Below are 24142 nucleotides of genomic sequence, written 5' to 3'. Positions count from 1 at the left end.
CCTCAGCGTCGTCGCGTGCCGAACACGGAGCGGGTGATCTCCCGCCCCAGCTGCGTGCCGACCGAGCGGAGCAGTGAGTCGAACGCGCCGCCCGTGCGCTGCCGGGTCTTCTTGGCGGCCGCCTGCGCCTCCCTCTCGCGCTGCTTGGCGACCTTCTCGGCCTCCTGCGCGTGCGCCTTGGCCTCGGCGGCGTCCTTCGCGGCCTGCTCGGCCGCCGTGCGCTCGGCAGCGGTGCGCTCGGCGCGCACCGTGAGCAGCTCGTAGGCCGACTCGCGGTCGACCGCCTCGGCGTAGCGCGGGGTGAGCGGGCTCGCCGCGACGGCCGCGGCCAGTCCGTCCGCCGGGGCCGGGTCCATCGAGGACTGCGGCGCCCGCAGGCGCGTCCACGCCACGGGCGTCGGGACGCCCTTCTCGCCCAGCACGGTCACGACGGCCTCGCCCGTGCCGAGCGTGGTGAGCAGCTCCTCGAGGTCGTACGGCGAGGTCGGGAACGTGCGGGCCGCCGCGCGCAGCGCCTTCGCGTCGTCGGGGGTGTAGGCGCGCAGCGCGTGCTGCACGCGGCTGCCGAGCTGGGCCAGCACGTCGGCGGGGACGTCCTTGGGGCTCTGCGTCACGAAGAAGACGCCCACTCCCTTGGACCGGATGAGCCGCACGGTCTGCGTGATCTGCGTGAGGAAGTCGTCCGACGCGTCGTGGAACAGCAGGTGCGCCTCGTCGAAGAAGAACACCAGTCGCGGCTTGTCGGGGTCCCCGACCTCGGGGAGCTCCTGGAACAGCTCCGCGAGCAGCCACATGAGGAACGTCGAGAACAGCGCGGGCCGGTCCTGCACGCCGGGCAGCTCGAGCGCCGTGACGAGCCCGCGACCGTCGGGCGCGGTGCGCAGCAGCTCGGCGACCTCGAACGCCGGCTCGCCGAAGAACGCGTCCGCGCCCTGCGACTGGAGCGTGACGATCTCGCGCAGGATGACCCCGGCCGTGGCCGCCGAGAGCCCGCCGATGCCCTTGAGCTCGGCCTTGCCCTCGTCGCTCACCAGGAACGCGATGGTCGACTGCAGGTCCTTGAGGTCCAGCAGCGCGAGGCCCTGCACGTCGGCCCAGTGCATGATCAGGCCCAGGCTCGACTCCTGCGTCGCGTTCAGCCCCAGCACCTTGGACAGCAGCAGCGGTCCGAAGTCGGTGACGGTCGTGCGCACCGGCACCCCGGTGCCGACCCCGCCCAGGCTCAGGAACTCCACCGGCGAGGCCGTCGCGACCCAGTCCTGCCCGATGCTCGCGGTGCGCGCCAGCAGCTTGTCCGACGGTCCGCCCGGCACGCTCAGGCCCGAGAGGTCACCCTTGATGTCGGCGACGAACACCGGAACGCCAGCGGCCGACAGGCCCTCGGTCATCACCTGCAGCGTCTTGGTCTTGCCCGTCCCGGTCGCACCCGCGACGAGCCCGTGCCGGTTGAGCATCGCCAGCGGGAGCCCGACCTGCACCGCAGGCACCGCGGTGCCGTCTTCCACGAACGAGCCCAGCGGGAGCGTGGCGCCCGCGAACGTGTACCCGGCCTGGACCTGCGCGGCGTGCTCGGACAACGACCCGGTGGTGGCGGGCGGGGCCACGGCCTCGGCCGGAGCAGCGGCCGGTGGTGAGGCAGCGGTCTGCGGTGGGGCAGCAACCTGTGGCGGAGCCGCGGCGTCGGGTAGGGCGGGTGCCTCGGGCGGGGTCGCCTGGCCGGAGGGCGCGGGGGCCTTGCCTGCCGCTGCCTCCGCTGCCTCGAGCGCGGCCTGCGCGGCGGCTGCTCGCGCGGCCGCGGCCTCGGCAGCCGCCTGGGCCGCCGCGGCCCGCAACGCCGCGAGCTCGGGCTCGCCGACGGGTGCGGCAGGGGTGGGGGTGACCTCGCTGTCAGCCATGGCGCGATCCTAGGACCGCCGTGCTCAGCGCGCCGGGGTGTGGCGCACGCCGGCACGTTCCCGCTCGGTAAACTCTGCGGGTGACCTCGACCCCAGCCCCGATCCCCGATCCTGCCGCCGAGCGCGGCGACGACGTCCCGTTCCGCTACACCGCGGAGCTTGCGCGCCAGATCGAGCTCCGGTGGCAGGACGAGTGGCAGGAGCGCGGGACGTTCTTCGCCGCGAACCCGACGGGGCCCCTGACCGACGGCGAGGGCCGCCACGCCGACCCGTCGCGCCGCTCGTTCTTCGTCATGGACATGTTCCCGTACCCCTCGGGCGCGGGCCTGCACATCGGGCACCCCCTGGGGTACATCGCGACCGACGTGGTCGCGCGGTTCCGCCGGATGCAGGGCGACAACGTGCTGCACGCCCTGGGCTTCGACGCGTTCGGGCTGCCCGCCGAGCAGTACGCCGTGCAGACGGGTCAGCACCCGCGCGTGACGACCGAGGCGAACATCGCGATCATGCAGCGTCAGCTGCGTCGCCTGGGCCTGGCGCACGACCCGCGTCGCACGTTCGCGACGATCGACCCGGACTACGTGCGCTGGACGCAGTGGATCTTCCTGCAGATCTTCGAGTCCTGGTACGACGAGGACGCGGTGCGACCCGACGGCGGCCGCGGCAAGGCGCGTCCGATCAGCGAGCTCGAGGCCGAGCTGGCCGCGGGCACGCGGGCGGTCCCGCCCGTCGCCGGCGTGCGCGAGGGCGTCGCGTGGGCCGCGATGGACGCGGTCGAGCGCCGACGGGTGCTGGACGCGCACCGCCTGGCCTACGTCTCCGAGACGCCGGTCAACTGGTGCCCCGGCCTGGGGACCGTCCTCGCGAACGAGGAGGTCACGGCCGACGGCCGCTCCGAGCGCGGCAACTTCCCGGTGTTCCAGCGCAGCCTGCGGCAGTGGAACATGCGGATCACGGCCTACGCGGACCGCCTGACCGACGACCTGGAGCACATCGACTGGCCCGAGAAGGTCAAGTCGATGCAGCGCAACTGGATCGGACGCTCGTCGGGCGCGCGCGTGCGGTTCGCGGTCGAGGGCGGCCAGTCCGTCGAGGTGTTCACCACGCGGCCCGACACGCTGTTCGGTGCGACCTTCATGGTCGTCGCGCCCGAGCACCCGCTGCTCGACGAGGTGCCCGCTGCCTGGCCCGACGGGACGAAGTCGGTGTGGACCGGCGGCCACGAGTCGCCCGCGGCGGCGGTCGCGGCGTACCGCGCGGAGGCGGCGGCGAAGACCGCGGTGGAACGACAGGCGGACGCGGGCCGCAAGACCGGCGTGTTCACGGGCCACCTGGCCGTCAACCCGGTCAACGGCGAGCTGCTGCCGGTGTTCACGGCCGACTACGTGCTCATGGGCTACGGGACCGGCGCGATCATGGCGGTCCCGGGCGGCGACGCTCGCGACTTCGCGTTCGCGCAGGCCTTCGACCTGCCGGTGGTCTACACGATCGAGGGCGACGAGACGGACGCGGCCCGCACCGGCGACGGCGCGGTGGTGAACTCCTCGAACGACGAGGTCTCGCTCGACGGTCTGGACGTCGCGACCGCCAAGGCGCGCATCGTCGAGTGGCTGTCGGCCAAGGGCGTGGGCTCCGAGACCATCACGTACCGCCTGCGCGACTGGCTGTTCAGCCGGCAGCGCTACTGGGGCGAGCCGTTCCCGATCGTCTACGACGAGAACGACCTGCCGATCGCGCTGCCCGTCGACCTGCTGCCCGTCGACCTGCCCGAGGTGCCGGACTACGCGCCGCGCACGTTCGACGCCGACGACGCGCACTCCTCTCCCGAGCCGCCGCTGGGCCGCAACACCGACTGGGTCGACGTCACGCTCGACCTCGGAGACGGGCCCAAGGTGTACCGCCGCGACACCAACACCATGCCCAACTGGGCCGGCTCGTGCTGGTACTACCTGCGCTACCTGGACCCCACGGCCGACGAGGTCCTCGTCGACCCCGTGCTGGAGAAGTTCTGGCTGGCGCCGGGGCACAGCGGCGACGCGACCGACACCGTCGGTGGCGTGGACCTGTACGTCGGCGGGGTCGAGCACGCGGTGCTGCACCTGCTGTACGCACGGTTCTGGCACAAGGTGCTGTTCGACCTCGGCCACGTCAGCGGTGCCGAGCCGTTCCACAAGCTCTTCAACCAGGGCTACATCCAGGCGTACGCCTACACCGACGAGCGCGGCGTGCACGTCGAGGCGGCCGAGGTCGTCGAGGACGAGTCGTCGCCGACCGGCTTCACCTGGCAGGGCGAGCCCGTCCACCGCGAGTACGGGAAGATGGGCAAGTCGCTGAAGAACATGGTGACGCCCGACGAGATGTACGCCGAGTACGGCGCCGACACGCTGCGCGTGTACGAGATGTCGATGGGTCCGCTCGACCTGTCGCGGCCGTGGGAGACGCGCGCGGTCGTCGGGTCGCAGCGGTTCTTGCAGCGGCTGTGGCGCAACGTCGTCTCCGAGTCCGACGGCACGCTCGTCGTGACCGAGGATGCGCCGTCCGACGAGACGCTGCGCGTGCTGCACCGCACGGTCGCGGACGTCACCGAGGACATGGCGGCCATGCGGATCAACACCGCGATCGCCAAGCTCATCGTGCTCAACAACCACCTGACGACGCTGTCCGCGGCACCGCGCGCCGCGGTCGAGGCGCTCGTGCTCATGACCGCGCCCGTCGCGCCCCACGTCGCCGAGGAGCTGTGGTCTCGGCTGGGCCACGAGCGCTCGCTCGCGCACGAGCCGTACCCGGTCGCCGATCCCGCGTACCTGGTCGAGGACACCGTCACGTGCGTGTTCCAGGTCGCGGGCAAGGTCCGCGGACGCGCCGAGGTCTCGCCGCAGGTCACGCAGGACGTGCTGCAGGAGCTGGCCCTGGCGGACGCCGGCGTGCAGCGCGCGCTCGACGGCCGCGGCGTGCGCACCGTGATCGTGCGCGCCCCGAAGCTCGTCAACGTGGTGCCGGCCTGATCGGGCGGCGCCCACGCGGCTCCGGCGCACCCGCGCCGGTCGCCGTCGTGACCGACTCCACCGCGTCGCTGCCCGTCGGGGTGGCGCAGCGGTGGGGGATCGGCGTAGTGCCGCTCGACGTGCTCGTCGGGACCGAGCGCCACGTCGAGGGCGTGGACCTGAGCCCCGCGGACCTGCTCGCCGCGCTGCAGCGCGGTACGCGCGTGAGCACGTCGCAGCCGCCCCCGGCGGCGTTCGCGGCGGCCTACCGGGCGGCGGCCGAGGCCGGGGCCCGCGAGATCGTGTCCGTGCACCTGTCGGGCGAGCTGTCGGGGACGGTCGGCGCCGCGCGTGTCGCTGCGGCCGACGCGTCCGTGCCCGTGCACGTCGTGGACTCCGCGGTGACCGTGATGGCGCTGGGCTACACCGTCCTGGCCGCGGCACGGTTCGCTCGCGGCTGGGGTGCGCCGTCGGGCGCGCTGCTCGACGGGCCACCGGTCCTCGCCCTGCCCGAGCCGCCCCGCGCGGGCGAGCGCGTCGGTGCCTGGGTCACGCGCGTGCTCGGACGCGCGCCCGAGCCCGACGAGCTGCCCGACGGCTCGGCGGTGGCGCGCCTCGCGCGCGAGCGCAGCGCGCAGGCGCGCGCGTGGTTCCTCGTCGACTCGCTGGACCACCTGCGTCGCGGGGGACGGCTCTCGGCACCGGCCGCCGCACTCGGCACGGTGCTCGGCCTGCGACCGTTGCTCACGCTCGACGACGGGCACGTGGTGGTCGCCGAGAAGGTGCGTACCCGACGAGCCGCGCGCGAGCGGCTCGAGGTGCTGGCCCGGACGCATGCGGCCACGCGCGGGCAGGTGCGCGTCGCGGTGCACCACCTCGGACAGCCCGAGCTCGCGGCGGACCTCGTCGCGCAGGTGGAGCAGTGGCCGAGCGTGACAGAGGCCGTCGCGTGCGAGACGAGCGCGGCGATCGCGGCGCACGTCGGCCCCGGCCTCCTCGCGCTCGTCGTCGTCGACGCCTGACCGCTCGCGGCGACTGCACGCTGGCTCCGCACGCCGGTTCCGCATGCTCGTGCTGCACGCAGGCTCCGCTGTCGGCTGACCACGTCCGTTCGTCGGCCGCGCGGGGTGGCGAGCCGACCCCAGCCCTGTGGGCGCGCGCGCCCTCCACAACCTGCGCGGCGCCCGCCGTCGCCCGCCCGCGCCGTTCCCTAGCGTTCGGGCGGTGATCCCGCGTGAGCGTGCCTCGTCCTCGGGACGCGCGGTGCGTGCACGCCTGGCGGTCCTGGCCGCGCGGCAGATCACGCCCCCGGTGGAGGCGGCCGTGCCGGCGCCTGCCGGCCGCTCGTCCGCCGGTGACGCATCCGCAGGGCACGCGCCCGGTGCGGCGCCGTTCGGTGACGCGCTCGCGGCGGCGGCCGCGCGGTATGCCGACGCGCACGGGGTCCTGCCCGGGCCCGAGGCCGTGCGCTCCCGGGTGCGGTGGCACCTGAGCCCACGCTCGGCGCTCGCCGCCGGGGTCGCCGTCGCGCTCGTCGCCGGGGGTGTCGCGCTGCGAGCTGCCGCCACGCGACCCGGCGATCCTGTCGAGCTGCCGGTGCCGTTGCCCGCCGCGACGAGCCCTGCCGCGACGAGCCCTGCCGCGACGAACCCCACCGCGACGAGCAACGCCGCGGACGCGTCGGCGACGGGTCCGGGGCAGGTGGTCGTCGACGTCGCCGGAGCGGTCGTGCACCCGGGGGTCGTGCGGCTGCCGGCGGGCTCACGTGTCGTCGATGCGCTCACCGCCGCGGGCGGCGCCGACGCCGACGCCGACCTCACGCGGCTCAACCTCGCGCGCCTGCTGGTCGACGCCGAGCAGGTCCTCGTGCCGCGTCAGGGCGATCCCGTAGCGCCGGCAGCCGGCGCGGGAGTACCGGCACCCGGAGCGGCGGGCGACTCCCGGGTCGACCTCAACACGGCCGACGCCGCGACGCTCGAGACCCTGCCCGGCATCGGGCCCGTGCTCGCCGAGCGCATCGCCGCGTACCGGCAGGAGCACCCGTTCTCGAGCGTGGACGAGCTGCTCGACGTCGTCGGCATCGGCCCGGCGCTGCTCGACCAGCTCCGCGACCAGGTCAGGGTGTGATGCCGCCGGACCCGTCGCTCCAGGACGCGACACAGCGTGCCCCGGTGCAGCCCACGCCGGCACAACCCGCCCCGGAACCGCGGCCCGCGGAGCCGGTGCGGACGATCGACCTCCGTCTCGTCCCGGCCGCCGTGGGCGCGTGGGTGCTGGCGCTCGTCGTCGTGCGCGTGCCGGTGGGACTCTGCGCGGGCGGGTGCGCGGTGCTCGCATTGGGTGCGCTCGCGATCGGTGGCGCGGGCGTGCGCCGGCGGTGGGGAGCAGCGGTGCGGGACTCGCGGAGGGCGGCCGTCGCGCTCGCGCTGCTCACCGCGGCGGCCGTCGGGTGGGCGGGCGGAGCACAGGTGGACGCGCGCGAGCAGGGGCTCCTGCCGGAGCTCGCGCGGGCGCAGTCGGTCGGTGTGCTCGTGGGGCGCGTGGTCGCGGAGCCGCGGCCGGTGCGTGCGGCGTGGCCCGGTGCGCCGCCGCGCGTCCGGCTGGTCGTGGACGCGAGCCGCGTGACCGCCGGCGGGCGGACGTCGGACGCCCGCGGTCAGGTCGTGGTCGTGGGTGAGCCCATGGCGGGCCTGGCCTACGGCGCGCTGGTCGAGGTCGCCGGCCGGCTGCGTGCGGGCGCGCCCGGAGCGCGCGAGGTCGCGCTGCTCGTCGCCTCGGGTCCCGCCGAGACCCGGCACGCGCCGCGCGCGTGGGACGCCCTCGCCGCGCGCGCGTCCGCGGGGGTGCGTGCGCTCGCGGGCGAGCTCCCGGGCGACGCCGGTGCGCTGCTGCCCGGCGTGACCGTCGGGGACACGACGGCCGTGCCCGACGACCTCACCGACGCGATGCGCGCCTCCGGCCTGACCCACCTCGTGGCGGTCTCCGGGGCGCACTTCGGGCTGGTCGCGGCGCTCGTGCTCGCCGCCGGTGCGGCGCTGCGCCTGCCGCCGCGTGCCCAGGCGCTCGCGGCGGGAGGGGCGATGCTCGCGATGCTCGTCCTCGTGCACCCCGAGCCGAGCGTGGTCCGCGCCGCGGCCATGGGTGCAGTGGGGATCGCGGGACTGGCCGCTGGTCGACCCGCTCGTTCGCCGGCAGCGCTCTCGACCGCGGTCGTCCTCCTCCTGCTCGTCGACCCGTGGCTCGCCGGCGAGCTCGGCTTCGCGCTGTCGGTCGTGGCGACCGCGGGGATCGTGCTGCTCGGCGGGCCGCTCGCGCGGCGGTGGTCCGTCCGGCTCGGGCGGGGCGCCGCCACGGCGCTGGCGGTGCCGGTCGCGGCGCAGCTCGTGTGCGCGCCGCTCGTCCTGGTGGTCAGCGGGACCGTCACGCCCTGGGGCGTCCTGGCGAACATCGTCGCCGCGCCTGCCGTCGCCCCCGCGACGCTGCTGGGGCTCCTGTCGGCCGTCCTCGCGCCGTGGTGGCCGGGGGCCGCCACCGCCGTCTCGGCTGCGGCGGGGGCCGCCTGCTGGTGGATCGGCGCGGTCGCGCGACGCAGCGCCGCGTTGCCGGGCGCACAGCTCGAGTGGCTGCCCGGGCTCGCGGGGACGGTCCTCCTGGTCGCCGTGGGCGTCGCCGCGGCTCGCCTGCTGCTCGGCCGCCGTCACCGGCTGTCGGCGGGGTCTGGCAGGCTGGTCCCGTGCCCGCGCCGACCCGTTCCAGCCGATCCTCCGGCACCGCTCGTTCTGGCACCGCTCGTTCCGGCACCCGCTCCGGGCAGGGCCGATCGGGCGCGCCCGGCCTGACGTGGGAGGAGGCCGCGCCGGCACCGATCGTGCTGGTGCGCGGCACGGAGGGGCTGCTGGTCGACCGCGCGACGGAGCGGATCGTGGCGCTCGCGCGCGAGGCGGACGCGGACGTCGAGGTGACCCGGCTGGAAGGGGCGGTCTACACCGCGGGGATGCTGGGTGTGACCACCAGCCCGTCGCTCTTCGCCGAGGACAAGGTCGTCGTCGTCGACGGCTTCGAGGCGGGCACCGAGGACCTCTTCGCGGACGTGCAGAGCTATCTGCCCTCGCCCGCGCCTGGGGTCGTGCTGGTGCTGCGGCACGGCGGCGGTGTGCGGGGCAAGAAGACGCTCGACGCGCTGCGCGCCGCGCAGGTGCCCGAGATCACGTGCGACGCCGTGACGTCCGACGCCGACAAGACCCAGTTCGTGACGGCTGAGCTGCGCCGGGCCGGCCGACGCGCCGACGCCGGAGCTGTGCGCGCGCTCGTCGACGCCGTCGGCAGCGACCTGCGCGAGCTCGCGTCGTCCTGCGCCCAGCTCGTCGCGGACACGACCGGGATGATCGGCGTCGAGGCGGTCGAGCGCTACTACGGCGGCCGGATCGAGGCGACCGGCTTCCGAGTCGCCGACGCCGCGGTGGCGGGCGACGCCGGGCAGGCGGTCGCGCTCCTGCGGCACGCGCTCGCGACGGGCCTCGACCCGGTGCCGATCGTGGCGGCGCTCGCCACCAAGCTGCGCACGCTCGCGAAGGTCGGGGCGACGCGGAGCAAGGGGCAGGGCGCCCTGCGCGAGCTCGGCCTCGCACCGTGGCAGGTGGACCGGGCGCTGCGCGAGCTGCGCACCTGGACCCCCGAGGGCCTGGCCGTCGCGATCGGCGCGGTCGCCGCGGCCGACGCCGAGGTCAAGGGCGAGGGCCGCGACCCGCGGTTCGCGGTCGAGCGCGCCGTGCTGCGCGTGGCTGCGGCCTCGCACGCCTGATCGGGGGTTCAGCGAGCCGACCCGGCGGCCGCAGCCTTGGGCACGCAGCGCGTCAGGCACTGCCTCAGGGCAAGCAGCGACTGCGTCTCAGGTTCGGCGTCTCAGGCGCGCAGCGTCGCGGCCGGGCCGAGGACGTCGCCCTGCAGCAGGTCGAAGCCCCACGCGACGCAGTGGTCGACGAGCGCGCGATCGCTGACCCGCTCGGCGACCACCTGGGCGCCCCCGCTGCGTGCGAGCTCGACCAGCGCGCTCCCGTGCTGCAGCAGGTCACGGCAGTCGATCTTGACGTAGTCGGCCCAGGGCAGCATCGCGAGCTGCGCGGCGGAGGCGGTGAAGTCGTCGAGGGCGAGCCGGTAGCCCGCGTCCCGGAGCCTGGTCAGGCCGGCGAGCGAGTCGTCGTCGGCCGGGACGGTCTCGAGGACCTCGAGCACGAGCTGGCCGCGGTGCGGCGGGAGCGCGCGGGTGTCGACGAGGTACCCGCGCGTGACGTTCACGAACGCGAGCGCGGTGCCCAGCTCCATGCTGGCGATGCGCGAGAGCACGGCCTCGGTCGCGTCCTCCTGGCGGTTCTCGTCCCAGCTGTCGACGCCCGCGGGTGTCCCGTCCGCCGTGCGGTACAGCAGCTCGTAGCCGTGCAGGACACCCTCAGGTGACCAGATCGGCTGGCGCGCGACCTGCGGCGGGGAGGGCCGCGGCGCCTGCGCGTGGGGAGTCACACCCGATGAGAGGGCGTGCCGCGCCGTCCATGACGCCGTTTCGCGTGACACTTTCGCCGGCGTCCCGTCCGTCGTCGTTCAGTCGACGATCTGAGCGCCGGCGCGGTCGAGCACTCCCGCGCGCTCGAGCAGGTTCCCCTGGAACAGCGTGAGGCCGAGGTCGCGTGCGTGCGCCATCGCCTCGGGTGTCTCGACGTACTCGGCGATCAGGCTCGCGCCGTAGGACCGTGCGAGCGTCACGACGGGGTGGCCCTCGACGTCGAGGTCACGCACGTCGACCTTGACGTAGTCCGCGTGGGGGAGGAGCCGGCGCTGCGCAGGGCTGCTCACGAACGACGGGAGCGCGAAGCGGTAGCCCTCGGTCCGCAGGCGCCGGACGCCCGCGAGGACCTCGGCGTCGATCGGGACGGTGTCCGGCACGACGATGACGAGGCGGTCCGGTCGACGGGGGACCGCGAGCTCTCCGACGAGGTAGGCGCGCGTGCAGCGGACGAACAGCAGCCGACCGTTCGCGACGCGCTCGAGATCGGCGCGGCCGAACGTCGCGGCGAGCACGTGGGCGGTGGCCCGCTCGTGCTGACGGGCGCTCCACTCCGCGGCTCCCCGCGTCGGCTCGCCCTGCGAACGGTAGGAGAACTCGTAGGCAACTGGTTGCCCGGAGGATGTGAAGATGCCCTGCCGGGCGACGAGCACGGGCGCCGACGACACGTGCGCTTCCCACTGGGTGCGCAGTGATCCTGGGATCGCGTCGTCCACCGCCGCCGCGAGGCGCCGGAGGCCCGCATCGTCGAGGTCGTCCGTCACGTCCCCCATTCGATCACACGGTGACGTGAGGCCTGCCTGTTCGAGCGGGTGGAAATCGCTCGCCGCAAACGATTCGGTCTCTGCTCGGCGAGTCGCCCGGTGTGTCGGACATCTCCCTTTCGGCGGCCGGGGTTCGTCGGCCGCGCGCATCCGACGAAGGTCCCGACAACGCCACGAGGCGTCACCCTCACGGGTGACGCCTCGTTCCTCGCGCCGGGGCGCGAGACGTGCGTGTGGATCAGAGCGCGTTGACGGTCTTCGCGAGCGCCGACTTCTTGTTCGCGGCCTGGTTGGCGTGGATGACGCCCTTGCTCACGGCCTTGTCGAGCTTCTTCGACGCGGTCTGCAGAGCGGCGGTCGCCGCCTCCTTGTCGCCGCCGGCGACAGCCTCGCGGACGCGACGGACGTGCGTCTTGAGCTCCGACTTCACCGACTTGTTGCGCAGGCGCGCCTTCTCGTTGGTGCGGATGCGCTTGATCTGGGACTTGATGTTCGCCACGTGTGGACTCTCTTGTGCGTTCGCCGAAGCGATCTGACAGGTCGTAGAGGGCGCGCGCAGCTCCGGGACTGGGGCGTGGGGACACCCTCGGAGAGGAGCTGGGCGAGTGCCCGCCGACCTGGGCGGACACGCGAGCGACCATGTTACCCGACCCACGGGCCTTCCCCAAGCCCGCCCGGTCTGACGCCGGGTCGCAGGGCGGGTCCCGACGACGCGGGCTCGTGCCGCGCGATCTCGAGGGCGTCACCTCGGTGACCCCGACACCACGGCCGCGTCCGGTCAGCGACCGCGCAGCTCGGCGAGCGCTGAGGTGACGTGCGCGAACAGCGCGGGCTCGACGATCGCGCCCTCGCGCCGGATCGTCGCGGGGTCGAGGCACAGCACGCGGTCGAGCCGCACCTCGCTCTCGCGCCGCCTGCTGTCCCACGGGCCCGCCCCGATGTCGAGCCAGTACCGCCCGCGACGGGCCTCCCGCTCGGCGTTGCGGTCGTGGTCCTTGCTCGTGAGCATCAGGGCGAGCACGTGCTCGCCGTCCCACCCGACGACGAGCACCGGCCGGTCCTTGCCCTGCGTCGCGTCCTCCTCGTAGGGCACCCAGGTCCAGACGATCTCGCCCGGGTCCGCGGCGCCGTCGAGGTCGGGGCTGTACTCGGTGCGCACGGGGCCGACGTGGTCGGCGAGCACGACCCGGTGCGCGGTCGTCGTCGGACCGGGCGCGGGTCCCGGACCGCTCGTCGGGCGCGCGGTCGACCCGCGCGTGGACCTCGTCGCGCCACCCGCGGGACGCCGGCGGGAGAGCACGCCGAGGACGGCAGCGGCCGTCTGCCGCAGCAGCGACGACCAGCTCGGGGATGCAGGCACGGACCAGAACCTAGCGAACTCGTCAGGACGCCGGGGCCCCGACCGGTCGGGACGACGACCCGCCCGGCGGGGGACCTTCTCGCCGTAACGCGCCGTTGACACAGCGGCGCTACGTTCGCCCCATGGCGGACCTCTTCGACGACTATCCGGCCGGGGTCGCCTGGGACGAGATGCTCGACACCGCGACCGGCCCGCGGGCGGCATACCGGCAGGTACATGCTGCCCTGGCCCAGCTCTCGGCCGGGGAGCTGCGGGCTCGGGCCGACGCGCTCGCCCGGTCCTACCTCACGCAGGGCGTCACGTTCGACTTCGCGGGCGAGGAACGACCGTTCCCGCTCGACGTGGTGCCGCGCGTGCTGGCGAGCCAGGAGTGGGACCACGTCGCGCCGGGCGTCGCGCAGCGGGTGCGCGCGCTCGAGGCGTTCCTCGCGGACGTGTACGGGCCGCAGCGCGTGATCGCCGACGGCGTGCTGCCGCGCTCGGTCGTCGTCTCCTCGACCAACTACTGCCGCGCGGCGCGCGGGATCACCCCGCCCAACGGCGTCCGGGTGCACGTGTCGGGCATCGACCTGATCCGCGACTCGCTGGGTGGCTGGCGCGTGCTCGAGGACAACGTGCGCGTGCCGAGCGGCGTCAGCTACGTGCTGTCGAACCGCCGCGCCATGGCGCAGAGCTTCCCCGAGCTGTTCGCGGCGCTGCGGATCCGCCCGGTGGCCGACTACCCGCGGCGCCTGCTGGCCGCGCTCACGGCGGCCGCCCCCGCAGGCGTCGACGAGCCGACGGTCGTCGTCCTGACGCCCGGCGTCTACAACAGCGCGTACTTCGAGCACTCGCTGCTCGCGCGGACCATGGGCGTCGAGCTCGTCGAGGGCCGCGACCTGTTCTGCGCGGGCGGGCGTGTGTGGATGCGCACCACGCAGGGCCGCCGGCGCGTCGACGTGATCTACCGCCGGGTCGACGACGAGTTCCTGGACCCGGTGACGTTCCGCGCCGACTCGCTGCTGGGGTCGCCCGGGCTCATGACGTGCGCACGCAACGGGACCGTGACGATCGCCAACGCCGTGGGCAACGGCGTCGCGGACGACAAGCTCGTCTACACCTACGTGCCGGACCTCATCCGCTACTACCTCGGCGAGGAGCCGATCCTCGCGAACGTCGACACGTGGCGCCTCGAGGAGCCCGGCTCGCTCGAGGAGGTGCTGGACCGGCTCGACGAGCTCGTCGTCAAGCCCGTGGACGGCTCGGGCGGCAAGGGGCTCGTCGTCGGGCCGGCGGCGAGCAAGGAGGAGCTCGCGGCCCTGCGTTCCCGGCTGCAGGCGGACCCGCGGGGCTGGATCGCGCAGCCCGTGGTGCAGCTCTCCACGCTGCCGACGCTCGTCGACGACGGGCTCCGGCCGCGGCACACCGACCTGCGACCGTTCGCCGTCAACGACGGCGAGGACGTGTGGGTGCTGCCGGGCGGCCTGACGCGCGTCGCGCTGCCCGAGGGCAGGCTCGTCGTGAACTCCTCGCAGGGTGGCGGGTCGAAGGACACGTGGGTGCTCGGCGGGTCGCCGCCGCGTCGCGCGGCCGCGCCGCTGCAGCACCATCCCGTCCCGGTGGGCAACGCGGTCCCGATCGAGGCGAACCCGCAGGACATCCGCGCGCACGTCATGCAGCAGCAGCAGACGTCGCTCGAGGTCCCGAGCACGGAGGTGGGCACGTGCTGAGCCGCATCGCCGAGTCGCTGTTCTGGATCGGCCGCTACGTCGAGCGGTCCGACGACACCGCGCGCCTGCTCGACGTCCACCTGCAGATCCTGCTCGAGGACCCGTGGGCCGAGGTCGACCTCGCGTGCCGGTCGCTGCTGTCGGTCATGGACCGGCCGAACCCGCCGCAGGACGTCGCGATCGGGCGTGTCGAGGTGCTCGACGTGCTCGCGTACGACCGGTTCTCGCCGTCGTCGATCGCCGGGGCGCTCGTCGCGGCGCGCGAGAACGCCCGCCGGGCGCGTGAGGTGATCTCCACCGAGCTGTGGGAGAGCCTGAACGCGACGTGGAACCAGCTGCCGTCACACATGCGTCCCGCGCGGCCGCACGACTACTTCACGTGGGTGCGCGAGCGTGCCGCGGTCGTGGCCGGGATCATCGACGCGACGATCTCGCGCGACGACACCTGGGCGTTCCTGGTGCTCGGTCGCTCGATCGAGCGCGCGGACATGACGGCGCGCCTGCTCACGACCCGTGCGCTCGCGGGCACCGGGGGGCCCGGCTGGACGACGCTGCTGCGCTCGTGCGGCGCGCACGAGGCGTTCCTGCGCACGTACCGCGGGATCGCGTCCGACGAGCGTGCGGCAGGCTTCCTGCTGCTCGACCGGTTGTTCCCGCGGTCGATCGTGTACGCGCTCAACCAGGCCGACGCGTGCCTCGCGGCGCTCGAGCCGGTGGTCGACCGGGCCAGCGTCGACGACGCCCGCCGGCACATCGGCCTGGTGCGGACCAACCTCGAGTACCGGCCGCTGATCGACGTCCTCGATGCGCTCCCGCACGAGATGGAGCAGGTGCAGCGTGCGTGCGCGGCCGCGTCCGACGCGGTGCGCGGGCGGTACTTCCCGTCGGCCGCCACGACGACCTGGATGGGGGAGAACCTGTGAGCCGGCTGCGCGTGGTGCACACCTCGACGTTCCGCTACGCGACGCCCGTGCAGGCGTCCTACAACGAGGCGCGCATGACACCCGTCTCGCAGGCGGGCCAGACCGTCGTCTCGTCGCACCTGGAGGCGCGGCCGCAGACGTGGTCGTACGAGTACCGCGACTACTGGGGCACGGCCGTGACGGCGTTCGAGGTCCTGGTGCCGCACGAGTCGATGGTCATCACCGCCGAGCACGTGGTCGAGACCGGGGAGCTCGTCGCACCGCGCACCGTCCTCGGCTGGGACGAGCTCGCCGCGCCCGACGTGCGGGACCGGATGGCCGAGTTCCTGTCGGACACGCCGACGACCGCACCGCCGCAGGGGGTCGTCGAGCTCGCGGTCGCCGCCGCCGACGGGCTCGGGCCCGCGGACGCCGCGGTGGCCGTGTGCAGCGCGCTGCGGGACCGGGTCGAGTACATCCCGGGTGCGACCGCCGTGCACACGCCCGCCACCGAGGCGTGGGACGCGAAGGCAGGTGTGTGCCAGGACGTCGCGCACCTCGCGCTCGGCGCGCTGCGCTCGCTCGGCATCCCCGCGCGCTACGTCTCGGGCTACCTGCACCCCTCGCGTGGCGGCGAGATCGGCGAGACGGTCACGGGCGAGTCGCACGCGTGGGTCGAGTGGTGGGTCGGGGACTGGGTCGCCTACGACCCGACGAACCGCATCCCCGCGGGTGGGCACCACGTGGTGCTCGCGCGGGGACGGTCGTACGACGACGTCGCGCCGCTGCGGGGCATCTACGCAGGTGCGGGCACGCAGGAGCTCGAGGTCGAGGTTCGCATCACGCGCGAGTCATGAGACGCTTCCCGCCGGACAGACGGCGACGAGGCGGCGACCCGGGGGCGACGTGAGTGAGCTGACGACAGACCTGACGACGATCGACCGTGCGGGGCAGGTGCTGGCCCGCCAGGGCGGGCACTGCCGTGCGATGACTGCGCACCTCGAGGCGCACGGGTCGTTGCACGGGTCGCTGGGCCTGATCCTGCTCGGCCTGCAGCCCTACGCCGACGCGGCGCTGAGCACAGGTCGGCTGGTCACGGACACGCTCGGACGGGTCTGCGACACGACCGCCTACACGGCGTCGACGACGTTCTCGGCGTACGTGACCGCCGACGAGTCCGCCTTCGACCGTCTGCGCAGGTTGGGCGGCGACCTCGACGCGGGATGGAACGGGGGTGCGGCACCGCCGGCGACCGCTCCGATCGGTCCCGCCGACTCCGCCGCGCCGCCCAGCTGGGGGAGCACCGACTCCTACCTGTGGGAGTCGATCGGCTCGATGCAGGAGTCCGTGGTCGAGGCGATCGACTCGGCGCGCGACCTGCTCGGCGACGTGGGCCGGTGGGGCGGGTCCGGGGACGGCGTGACCGAGTCGGTCGACGCGTCGTCGTACCTGGTGACGCCCGTGGCGAGCGCGAACGTCATGGAGGACCTGCGCTGGAGCGCGGGGCTTCTGCTCGGCAGCGTGGACTGGGTGTTCGAGCAGCTCGTCGGCTACTCGATGCTCGAGGAGCTCATCTTCAAGCCGTTCGCGGGCGACCCGCGCGGAGTCGAGAAGGCCGCACAGGCGTGGAGCAACGTGAGCGGCGCGCTGCAGGCGGTCGCGGCCAACCACGCGCACCTCGTGTCGACGACGGTCACGGGGTGGTCCGGTGCGGCGGCGGACGCGTTCCGGCTCTCGATGGCGGGGATCAGCCAGGCGCTCCTGAAGGTCGCGCCGCTGTTCGACGCGGTCGCCACCGCGATGGGGGCGGTCGGGCTGCTCATCAAGGGGGTGTGCGCGGGCATCGGCTTCGGACTGCGCAAGCTGTCCCAGCTCCTGATCGAGATCGCCGCCGAGCTCGCGGTGCCGGGCGTGGGGTGGGGCGTCCTGCTCGCCACCGCCTACTGGAAGGTCGAGACGATCTTCGGCATCGTGCGGCTCGTCTACACGCTCATCGAGTCGCTGTTCGACGCGATCGCGTCGTTCGCCGACGCTCAGGCGCAGGCGGTGGGCAGCCTCGCGATCGTCGAGGACCTCGCCGAGGGTGTGTTCCGGCGCGCCGGGGCGGCCGTCTCATGAGCGCCGACGCACGGACGCCGGGTGAGCAGATGGCTGCGGCCTTCGCGCGACTCGAGCAGGCGAGCGCCGCGCTCGCGCAGGTCGTCCGCGCCGCGGACGAGCGCTCGGCGCGCGAGGCCCCGTCGCGGCGCGAGGAGGCCGCGCGCACCGGGCAGCTGGGACCGCACTGGCAGCGCGTGCAGGTGCGCATCGACGCCGGTCAGACGACGCTCGAAGCGGTGCTGGGCGGCCAGGACGGCTCCCCCGAGGCCGTCGCGATCCGCGAGGCGGCGCGCCGTGAGCTGCAGGCGGCCGGCTCGCAGCCGGGTGACCAGGGTGACCTGCTGCGCGACGAGATCACCGCGATGCAGGACCTGCTCGGTAGGCTGCACGGACCGGGCGACGGCGGGCGCGCGTGAGCCGCGCCGTCGAGGGCTGGAGCGCGCGCCAGGCCGACGAGCCGCAGTGCGTGGTCCAGACCCGCGCGGGCGCAGCCGTGCTGCTCGACGCGCTCGCTCGCGCGGTGTCGTGGGCGGGCTTCCGCGTGCGCAGCGTCGACGGCGGCTTCGACGCGGCGCGGGGGATCAGCGGGGGCTACCTCCTCTCGGAGGTCGTGCAGCTGCCCCTCATGACCGCGCTCGCGCGGGTCGAGCTCCAGGTCCGGCTGGCGACCGACGTCGCGCCCGGGGACGACGCGCGCGCGCTCGTGACCTGCGTCGCCGGCGCGCACGAGCTCGGCGCGAGCAAGCGCGTCGCGCGGGCCCTCACGCAGGCCAGCACGGCGCTCGAGCGGTCGGGCTCGGCCACGCTGGTCACCGACTGGAGCGCCGCCTGGCAGCGCGGGACCGACCAGGCGGTCTGACGGGCCAGCGGCCCTGCCGTCACTCCAGGACGAACGTGACCTCCAGGACCACCTGGTAGGCGCTCACCTTGCCGTCGGTGACCTCGACCTTCTGGTCCTTGACCCACGCGCCGGACACGTTGCGCAGCGTCGCCGACGCGCGCTCGATGCCGGTGCGCACCGCGTCGTCGAAGCTCGTCTCGGAGCGGGCGCTGATGCTGGTGATGCGGGCGACTGACGACATGCTCGACCTCCGTGGGACGGGACGTCGGTCGGTGCGGCGCGAGCGCCGGACGGTGCTGCCGTCACCGGCCGTCCTCTCGACTCTCGTCGCGTCGCCCGGACCCCGCAACCGCTGGCAATGCCGCCGGCGGGCGTGCATCGCGCGGGGGATCAGGGGGTCAGCCGACGTGACAGCGCCTCGTCGAGCGCCCGCGCGTCGCCGACCACCCGGACGTCCTGCGGCCCGCGCCGCCCCCAGACGAGCAGCGCGAGGTCCTGCGCGGTGGCCTCGACGGTGACACTCGGATCGGCGCCCTCGTGCCCGTCCGCCACCGGCGCTGGCGCGCCCAGCAGCCACGACCGGGCGGCGTCGGTCGCGACGAGGCGCACGGGGGCGTCGAGCGGCTGCATCCGGCCCATCGCCTCCTGACGCGGCTGCATGACGGTGACGACCTCGTCCACGGTGTCGGACCACACGAGCGGGTCGTCGTCGACCGGCAGGCCCGACGACGCCCGCAGGTCCCACAGGTGCACAGTCGTCTCGTGCAGCTGCCGGCGCCGCCACCACGAGGCGGGGCCGTTCCCGACGAGCGTCCAGCCCTCCGTGTCGCCCAGGCGCTCGAGCGTCTCGCGCAGCTCGGTGGCCTGCGCGGCGTAGAGCTCGTCGAGCACGAACGGTCCGCGTCCGAGCGGGGTCTCCTGCCGCTTGGCGGCCTGCCCTGCCGCCCAGTGGTGGATCCGGCTCAGGTGGACGACGAGGTTCCGCACGCGCCAGCGGCCGCACCAGGGGATCGGGGTGGCCGGGTCGACCTCGCCGATCGAGGACAGGAACTCGGCCTGTGCTCCGCGCAGGAGGTCGAGGTGGTCGAGCTGCGCTCCTGCGGGTGCCTGCGACATGGGACCATGGTGGGGTCGTGTGTCGTGACCGAGAAGGTCCCGCGCGGCCGACGACCGTCGAAGTACCGCCAAGTCACCCACAGTCCCGCCCGGACGACGAGCCAGAACCGGAGCACCCACCGCGTGTCCCCGATCCCGAGTGCCGCAGCCGCAGCGCGCATCCGCCCTGCCGCCACCGCGCCCGAGCTCCTGCGCAACTTCTGCATCATCGCCCACATCGACCACGGCAAGTCGACGCTGGCCGACCGGATGCTGCAGCTCACGGGCGTGGTCGACGCACGCGCGATGCGGGCCCAGTACCTCGACCGCATGGACATCGAGCGCGAGCGCGGCATCACGATCAAGTCGCAGGCCGTGCGCATGCCGTGGGCGGTCCCGGACGAGACAGGCTCGCTCCAGCCGTACGCGCTCAACATGATCGACACGCCCGGGCACGTGGACTTCACGTACGAGGTCTCGCGCTCGCTCGCGGCGTGCGAGGGCGCGGTGCTGCTGGTCGACGCGGCGCAGGGGATCGAGGCGCAGACGCTCGCGAACCTCTACCTCGCGCTCGAGAACGACCTGCAGGTCATCCCGGTGCTCAACAAGATCGACCTGCCCGCGGCGCAGCCTGAGAAGTACGCGGACGAGCTCGCGCGCCTCGTCGGAGGCGACCCGGCCGACGTGCTGAAGGTGTCGGGCAAGACGGGGGTCGGGGTCGAGGAGCTGCTGGACCGCATCGTGGAGCTGGTCCCGGCGCCGGTCGGCGACGCGGACGCGCCCGCACGCGCCATGATCTTCGACTCGGTCTACGACACCTACCGCGGCGTCGTCACGTACGTGCGCGTGGTCGACGGCAACCTCAACCCGCGCGAGCGCATCGCGATGATGTCGACCAAGGCGACACACGAGCTCCTCGAGATCGGCGTCATCAGCCCGGAGCCGGTCCCGACGAAGGGGCTGGGCGTCGGCGAGGTCGGCTACCTCATCACGGGCGTGAAGGACGTGCGCCAGTCGAAGGTCGGTGACACCGTCACCAACTCGGCCAAGCCTGCGGCCGAGGCGCTCGGTGGTTACTCCGACCCCAAGCCCATGGTCTTCTCGGGCCTGTACCCGATCGACGGCTCGGACTACCCGGTGCTGCGCGACGCGCTCGACAAGCTCAAGCTCAACGACGCCGCGCTCAACTACGAGCCCGAGACCTCGGTCGCGCTCGGCTTCGGATTCCGCGTCGGCTTCCTGGGACTGCTGCACCTCGAGATCGTCCGCGAGCGCCTCGAGCGCGAGTTCGACCTCGACCTCATCTCCACGGCGCCCAACGTCGTCTACGACGTCGTCATGGAGGACCGCACCGAGGTCCACGTGACGAACCCGTCGGAGTTCCCCGGCGGCAAGATCCGGGAGGTCCGTGAGCCGATCGTCAAGGCGACGATCCTCGCCCCGGCGGAGTTCATCGGCGCGATCATGGAGCTCTGCCAGACCAAGCGCGGCGACCTGCAGGGCATGGACTACCTGTCCGAGGACCGCGTGGAGATGCGCTACACGCTCCCGCTCGCCGAGATCGTGTTCGACTTCTTCGACCAGCTCAAGTCGCGCACGCGCGGCTACGCGAGCCTCGACTACGAGCCCACGGGCGAGCAGGTCGCCGACCTCGTGAAGGTCGACATCCTGCTGCAGGGCGAGCAGGTCGACGCGTTCTCCGCGATCGCGCACAAGGACAAGGCGTACGCGTACGGCGTGATGATGACCGCCAAGCTCAAGGACCTGATCCCGCGCCAGCAGTTCGAGGTGCCGATCCAGGCCGCGATCGGGTCGCGCGTCATCGCGCGCGAGACGATCCGCGCGATCCGCAAGGACGTGCTGGCCAAGTGCTACGGCGGCGACATCTCCCGCAAGCGCAAGCTCCTCGAGAAGCAGAAGGAGGGCAAGAAGCGCATGAAGACGATCGGTCGGGTCGACGTGCCGCAGGAGGCCTTCATCGCCGCACTGTCGTCGGACGCCGCTGCGCCCAAGGACGCCAAGAAGAAGTGACGTCCCCGCTCGTGAGCACGCCCGCATGAGCCCCGCCCTTCCCGACGGGGACGAGGCGCCCGCCGACGGCGCCCTGCCGGCGTCCGTCGTCGCGGGTGCGCAGACGCGCGCGTTCGGCGTGTACCTGCACGTGCCGTTCTGCACGGTGCGCTGCGGGTACTGCGACTTCAACACCTACACCGCGGTCGAGCTCGGTGGCGGGGCGAGCCAGGCGTCGTACGCCGACACCGCCCGGCGTGAGGTGGCGCTCGCCTCGAGTGTGCTGCGCACGGCCGGGCTGCCCGAGCGCGAGGTGTCCACGGTCTTCGTCGGCGGAGGGACCCCGACGGTCCTGCCGGTCGCCGACCTCGTCGGGATGCTGCGTGCGGTCGACGACGCCTGGGGCCTGGCCGACGACGCCGAGGTGACCACCGAGGCCAACCCCGACTCCGTGACCCCGCAGTCGCTCGCGGCGCTCGCCGCCGGTGGGTTCACGCGCGTCTCGTTCGGCATGCAGTCGGCGGTGCCCCACGTGCTGCGCACGCTCGAGCGCACGCACGACCCGTCGCGCATCGCCGACGTCGTGACGTGGGCGCGCGACGCAGGGCTCGACGTGTCCCTCGACCTCATCTACGGCACGCCGGGGGAGTCGCTGGAGGACTGGCGGACCTCGCTGGAGGCGGCGCTCGCGACGGGCGTCGACCACGTCTCGGCGTACGCGCTCGTGGTCGAGGAAGGCACCCGGATGGCCGTGCAGGTCCGCCGTGGCGAGCTGACGCTGCCCGACGCCGACGACCAGGCGTCGAAGTACGAGCTCGCCGACGACCTGCTGACCGAGGCCGGCCTGGGCTGGTACGAGGTCTCCAACTGGGCGCGCGGCGCGCGGCACGCGTGCCGGCACAACCTCGCGTACTGGCGCGGCGACGACTGGTGGGGGATCGGTCCGGGCGCGCACTCGCACGTCGGCGGTGTGCGCTGGTGGAACGTCAAGCACCCGCGTGCCTACGCCTCGCGGCTCGAGTCCGGGCTGAGCCCAGCGGCCGGACGTGAGGTGATCGACGACGAGGCGGCGGCGCTCGAGCGGCTCATGCTGCACGTACGACTCGCCGAGGGGATGCCGCTCGCGGAGATGACGGCCGACGAGCGCGGGCGCGTCGCGGCGCTCGTCGCGGACGGCCTCGTCGACGGCCGGGTGCTCCTGACCGAGCGGCGCCTCCTGCTCACCCGCCGCGGCCGGCTCCTCGCCGACCTCGTGGTCCGCACGCTCGCAGGCTTCGGAGCCTGACCTGGCAGCGGGCCGCGGCGGTGCGCCCGTCGTGGGGCACCGCCGCGGCCTGAGACGTCCTACTTGATGAAGCGGATCGAGACCGGGTAGCGGTACCACTCGAACTTGCTCGCCGCGACGGCCGCCATGATCTGCAGGACCAGCGCGCCGATGCCCGCGGCGATCAGGATGACGATCCCGACGACGACGAGCAGGAGGATCGAGCCCACGATGTAGACGATGAGCAGCGTGAGCTGGAAGTTCAGCGACTCCTTGGCCTGGTGCTCGAGGTATGCCCCGCGGCCCTTGAACACGAGCCAGATCACGAGCGGTGCGAGGAACGAGAACACGAACGGCAGGAGGTGACCGAGGATCGCCCAGGTCTTCTCCTCGTCGGGGCGCAGCGGCTGCGGCGCGTTGAAGGCGGGCGGCGGCGGCGCCGCGCTCCAGCCCTCTCCGCCGTTCGGGGGGGTCGTGCTCACGGTGTACCTCCTGGTGGTGGTCGTGCCGGGTCGCTCGTGCGAGCGTCTGCAGGCAGGGTAGTGGGTCCAGGTCGTCCACGGGTCCTGCACGGTTCCTTGACATGCCCCGTCGGCTTCGGTTCGCTTTCGGCGGGCCACCTCGGCCCGCCGTCACTGAAGGAGACGCATGAGCGACAACACGCCGCGACCGGAGGACGACAACCCGCCGGTCCCGCCTGCCGCAGAGGCGCAGCCGCAGCAGCCCGAGTCGCCCGCTGCTCCGTCCCAGCCGGCGAGTGCCTATCCGCCGCCGGCGGACCCGTACGGCACACCGCCCGCCGCAGGTGCCCCCGTGCCACCGCCGGGCGCCTACCCGCCGCCCCCGCCCGGCGCTTACCCGCCGCCCTACGGGGCGCCCCCCGCCGGGTACCCGCAGCCCGCAGGAGTCGACATCGGCTCCGGCTTCTCCTGGGCCTGGAAGGCGTTCACGCAGAACGCTCTCGCCTTCGTGATCGGCACGCTGCTGTGGGCGGTCGTCATCGGCGTCGTGTGGTCGGTCGTCTTCGCCGTGTTCGGTGGCTTCTCGCGGCTGGCCGACAACGCGGGCGCGAGCTACTTCGCGGTGGCCTCCACCGGCTTCGCCGGCATCGCCTCGACGCTCCTGTCGAGCCTGCTGTCCGGCCTGTTCATCGCCTCGCTGCTCGGTGCGGCGTTCAAGGTGGCCGACGGCCGTGCGGTCTCCGTGGGCGACCTGTTCGACTTCTCCGCCATCAGCCCGAAGTTCGTGCTCGCGCTGCTGTTCGCGATCGCGAGCCTCGTCGCCGGCCTGATCCCGTTCCTCGGGGCGCTCCTGTCGCTCGCGATCTACTACTTCGGCTTCTTCGCGTTCCACCTGTTGGTGGACCGAGCTCGACCCCCGGTCGACTCGATCAAGGAGAGCATCGCGCTGCAGACGAAGGACTGGGGCTCCTCGATCCTGACCGTCGTCATCACGTGGGTGATCACCTTCGTCGGTGCGCTCGTGTGCGGCATCGGCCTGCTCGTCGCGATCCCCGTGGCCGCGCTGTTCACCGTGTACTCGTTCCGCCGGCTGACGGGCGGGACCGTCACGGCTCGCGCCTGACCGCCTGGTACGCACGAGGGGCACCGCGGCCCGCCCGGGGTCGGGTGCCCCTCGTGCGTACGTGACCTTGTCGCGGG

General features: G+C 73.7%; 22 protein-coding genes. 14 read left to right on the top strand and 8 right to left on the bottom strand.

The features are described from left to right. Window positions 1–2 precede the first annotated feature (2 nt). Window positions 3–1895: a helicase HerA-like domain-containing protein gene (locus CGE01nite_RS05710; protein WP_141369534.1), complete on the bottom strand. Its 1893-nt coding sequence runs from the start codon at window positions 1893–1895 to the stop codon at window positions 3–5. An 80-nt stretch (window positions 1896–1975) separates the two neighbouring features. On the opposite strand from CGE01nite_RS05710, the gene leuS reads away from it, so the two are divergent. The 5 genes from leuS to holA all read left to right on the top strand — a co-directional run bounded on the left by leuS (window position 1976) and on the right by holA (window position 9680). Next, window positions 1976–4900, top strand: a complete 2925-nt coding sequence (leuS, locus tag CGE01nite_RS05705; RefSeq protein WP_141369532.1) for a leucine--tRNA ligase — start codon at window positions 1976–1978, stop codon at window positions 4898–4900. A gap of 47 nt (window positions 4901–4947) precedes the next feature. Then, window positions 4948–5901 (top strand): DegV family protein, encoded by a 954-nt coding sequence (locus tag CGE01nite_RS05700; RefSeq protein WP_141369530.1) that lies wholly within the window; start codon window positions 4948–4950, stop codon window positions 5899–5901. A 241-nt stretch (window positions 5902–6142) separates the two neighbouring features. Next, window positions 6143–7006, top strand: a complete 864-nt coding sequence (locus CGE01nite_RS05695) for a ComEA family DNA-binding protein (RefSeq protein ID WP_255318478.1) — start codon at window positions 6143–6145, stop codon at window positions 7004–7006. 95 nt (window positions 7007–7101) lie between these two features. Beyond that, complete coding sequence (locus tag CGE01nite_RS05690) at window positions 7102–8718, top strand: ComEC/Rec2 family competence protein (RefSeq protein WP_170210903.1); 1617 nt, start codon at window positions 7102–7104, stop codon at window positions 8716–8718. 26 nt (window positions 8719–8744) lie between these two features. Beyond that, the gene (gene holA, locus CGE01nite_RS05685; RefSeq protein ID WP_141369562.1) at window positions 8745–9680 is read left to right on the top strand and encodes a DNA polymerase III subunit delta; all 936 of its coding nucleotides are present in this window, start codon (window positions 8745–8747) and stop codon (window positions 9678–9680) included. Window positions 9681–9781: 101 nt separating this feature from the next. Here the strand turns inward: holA and CGE01nite_RS05680 are convergent, their stop codons facing one another. The 4 genes from CGE01nite_RS05680 to CGE01nite_RS05665 form a co-directional block, all read right to left on the bottom strand. Beyond that, window positions 9782–10396, bottom strand: coding sequence for an EAL domain-containing protein (locus CGE01nite_RS05680; RefSeq protein ID WP_048343265.1), 615 nt, complete (start codon window positions 10394–10396; stop codon window positions 9782–9784). A 78-nt stretch (window positions 10397–10474) separates the two neighbouring features. Next, window positions 10475–11200, bottom strand: a complete 726-nt coding sequence (locus CGE01nite_RS05675) for an EAL and HDOD domain-containing protein (RefSeq protein WP_229747406.1) — start codon at window positions 11198–11200, stop codon at window positions 10475–10477. A gap of 238 nt (window positions 11201–11438) precedes the next feature. Then, window positions 11439–11699, bottom strand: coding sequence for a 30S ribosomal protein S20 (rpsT, locus tag CGE01nite_RS05670; RefSeq protein WP_048343263.1), 261 nt, complete (start codon window positions 11697–11699; stop codon window positions 11439–11441). Window positions 11700–11978: 279 nt separating this feature from the next. Further along, complete coding sequence (locus tag CGE01nite_RS05665) at window positions 11979–12560, bottom strand: type II toxin-antitoxin system PemK/MazF family toxin (protein ID WP_229747407.1); 582 nt, start codon at window positions 12558–12560, stop codon at window positions 11979–11981. Window positions 12561–12682: 122 nt separating this feature from the next. Here CGE01nite_RS05665 and CGE01nite_RS05660 point away from each other — a divergent pair, with 122 nt between their 5' ends. The 6 genes from CGE01nite_RS05660 to CGE01nite_RS05635 are packed head-to-tail and all read left to right on the top strand — an operon-like array spanning window position 12683 to window position 18130. After that, on the top strand, window positions 12683–14269 hold the full coding sequence (locus CGE01nite_RS05660) for a circularly permuted type 2 ATP-grasp protein (protein ID WP_048343262.1): 1587 nt from the start codon (window positions 12683–12685) through the stop codon (window positions 14267–14269). Next, entirely contained in the window at window positions 14263–15192 is a 930-nt protein-coding gene (locus CGE01nite_RS05655; RefSeq protein WP_048343261.1) for an alpha-E domain-containing protein, read from the top strand. Before CGE01nite_RS05660 ends, CGE01nite_RS05655 begins: the two co-directional genes overlap by 7 nt. Then, window positions 15189–16028: a transglutaminase family protein gene (locus tag CGE01nite_RS05650; protein WP_141369526.1), complete on the top strand. Its 840-nt coding sequence runs from the start codon at window positions 15189–15191 to the stop codon at window positions 16026–16028. The genes CGE01nite_RS05655 and CGE01nite_RS05650 overlap by 4 nt, the downstream gene beginning before the upstream one ends. A 49-nt stretch (window positions 16029–16077) precedes the next feature. Beyond that, window positions 16078–17289, top strand: coding sequence for a WXG100 family type VII secretion target (locus CGE01nite_RS05645; RefSeq protein ID WP_141369524.1), 1212 nt, complete (start codon window positions 16078–16080; stop codon window positions 17287–17289). Continuing rightward, the gene (locus CGE01nite_RS05640) at window positions 17286–17687 is read left to right on the top strand and encodes a hypothetical protein (RefSeq protein WP_141369522.1); all 402 of its coding nucleotides are present in this window, start codon (window positions 17286–17288) and stop codon (window positions 17685–17687) included. Before CGE01nite_RS05645 ends, CGE01nite_RS05640 begins: the two co-directional genes overlap by 4 nt. Further along, on the top strand, window positions 17684–18130 hold the full coding sequence (locus tag CGE01nite_RS05635; RefSeq protein WP_141369520.1) for a hypothetical protein: 447 nt from the start codon (window positions 17684–17686) through the stop codon (window positions 18128–18130). Before CGE01nite_RS05640 ends, CGE01nite_RS05635 begins: the two co-directional genes overlap by 4 nt. A gap of 19 nt (window positions 18131–18149) precedes the next feature. Here the strand turns inward: CGE01nite_RS05635 and CGE01nite_RS05630 are convergent, their stop codons facing one another. Both CGE01nite_RS05630 and CGE01nite_RS05625 read right to left on the bottom strand, forming a co-directional pair. After that, window positions 18150–18353, bottom strand: a complete 204-nt coding sequence (locus CGE01nite_RS05630) for a dodecin family protein (protein WP_048343257.1) — start codon at window positions 18351–18353, stop codon at window positions 18150–18152. Between the two features lie 149 nt (window positions 18354–18502). Then, window positions 18503–19228, bottom strand: a complete 726-nt coding sequence (locus CGE01nite_RS05625; RefSeq protein ID WP_141369518.1) for a maleylpyruvate isomerase family mycothiol-dependent enzyme — start codon at window positions 19226–19228, stop codon at window positions 18503–18505. Window positions 19229–19351: 123 nt separating this feature from the next. Between CGE01nite_RS05625 and lepA the strand changes: the two genes are divergently transcribed. Further along, window positions 19352–21238 carry a translation elongation factor 4 gene (gene lepA / locus CGE01nite_RS05620; protein WP_048343255.1) on the top strand — a complete coding sequence of 629 codons (1887 nt, stop codon included), beginning with the start codon at window positions 19352–19354 and terminating at the stop codon, window positions 21236–21238. A 25-nt stretch (window positions 21239–21263) separates the two neighbouring features. Further along, window positions 21264–22502 carry a radical SAM family heme chaperone HemW gene (hemW, locus tag CGE01nite_RS05615; RefSeq protein ID WP_141369516.1) on the top strand — a complete coding sequence of 413 codons (1239 nt, stop codon included), beginning with the start codon at window positions 21264–21266 and terminating at the stop codon, window positions 22500–22502. Window positions 22503–22561: 59 nt separating this feature from the next. Here hemW and CGE01nite_RS05610 read toward each other — a convergent pair whose 3' ends face one another. Beyond that, window positions 22562–22963: a DUF4870 domain-containing protein gene (locus CGE01nite_RS05610; protein ID WP_048343253.1), complete on the bottom strand. Its 402-nt coding sequence runs from the start codon at window positions 22961–22963 to the stop codon at window positions 22562–22564. A 166-nt stretch (window positions 22964–23129) separates the two neighbouring features. Between CGE01nite_RS05610 and CGE01nite_RS05605 the strand changes: the two genes are divergently transcribed. Next, the gene (locus tag CGE01nite_RS05605) at window positions 23130–24065 is read left to right on the top strand and encodes a DUF2189 domain-containing protein (RefSeq protein WP_053071671.1); all 936 of its coding nucleotides are present in this window, start codon (window positions 23130–23132) and stop codon (window positions 24063–24065) included. Window positions 24066–24142: the final 77 nt, after the last annotated feature.

The sequence above is a fragment of the Cellulomonas gelida genome (genome assembly GCF_006538725.1).
GTDB lineage: Bacteria > Actinomycetota > Actinomycetes > Actinomycetales > Cellulomonadaceae > Cellulomonas > Cellulomonas gelida.
The sequence above is the reverse complement of the archived record's forward strand: the minus strand, read 5'-3'. Positions and strand labels throughout refer to the sequence as shown.

What these genes read in the sequence shown, in the direction of transcription:
- CGE01nite_RS05710 (WP_141369534.1), bottom strand. Translation starts at nt 1,895, where the DNA reads ATGGCTGACAGCGAGGTCACCCCCACCCCTGCCGCACCCGTCGGCGAG.
- CGE01nite_RS05660 (WP_048343262.1), top strand. Translation starts at nt 12,683, where the DNA reads ATGGCGGACCTCTTCGACGACTATCCGGCCGGGGTCGCCTGGGACGAG.
- CGE01nite_RS05640 (WP_141369522.1), top strand. Translation starts at nt 17,286, where the DNA reads ATGAGCGCCGACGCACGGACGCCGGGTGAGCAGATGGCTGCGGCCTTC.
- CGE01nite_RS05630 (WP_048343257.1), bottom strand. Translation starts at nt 18,353, where the DNA reads ATGTCGTCAGTCGCCCGCATCACCAGCATCAGCGCCCGCTCCGAGACG.
- CGE01nite_RS05625 (WP_141369518.1), bottom strand. Translation starts at nt 19,228, where the DNA reads ATGTCGCAGGCACCCGCAGGAGCGCAGCTCGACCACCTCGACCTCCTG.
- hemW (WP_141369516.1), top strand. Translation starts at nt 21,264, where the DNA reads ATGAGCCCCGCCCTTCCCGACGGGGACGAGGCGCCCGCCGACGGCGCC.
- CGE01nite_RS05605 (WP_053071671.1), top strand. Translation starts at nt 23,130, where the DNA reads ATGAGCGACAACACGCCGCGACCGGAGGACGACAACCCGCCGGTCCCG.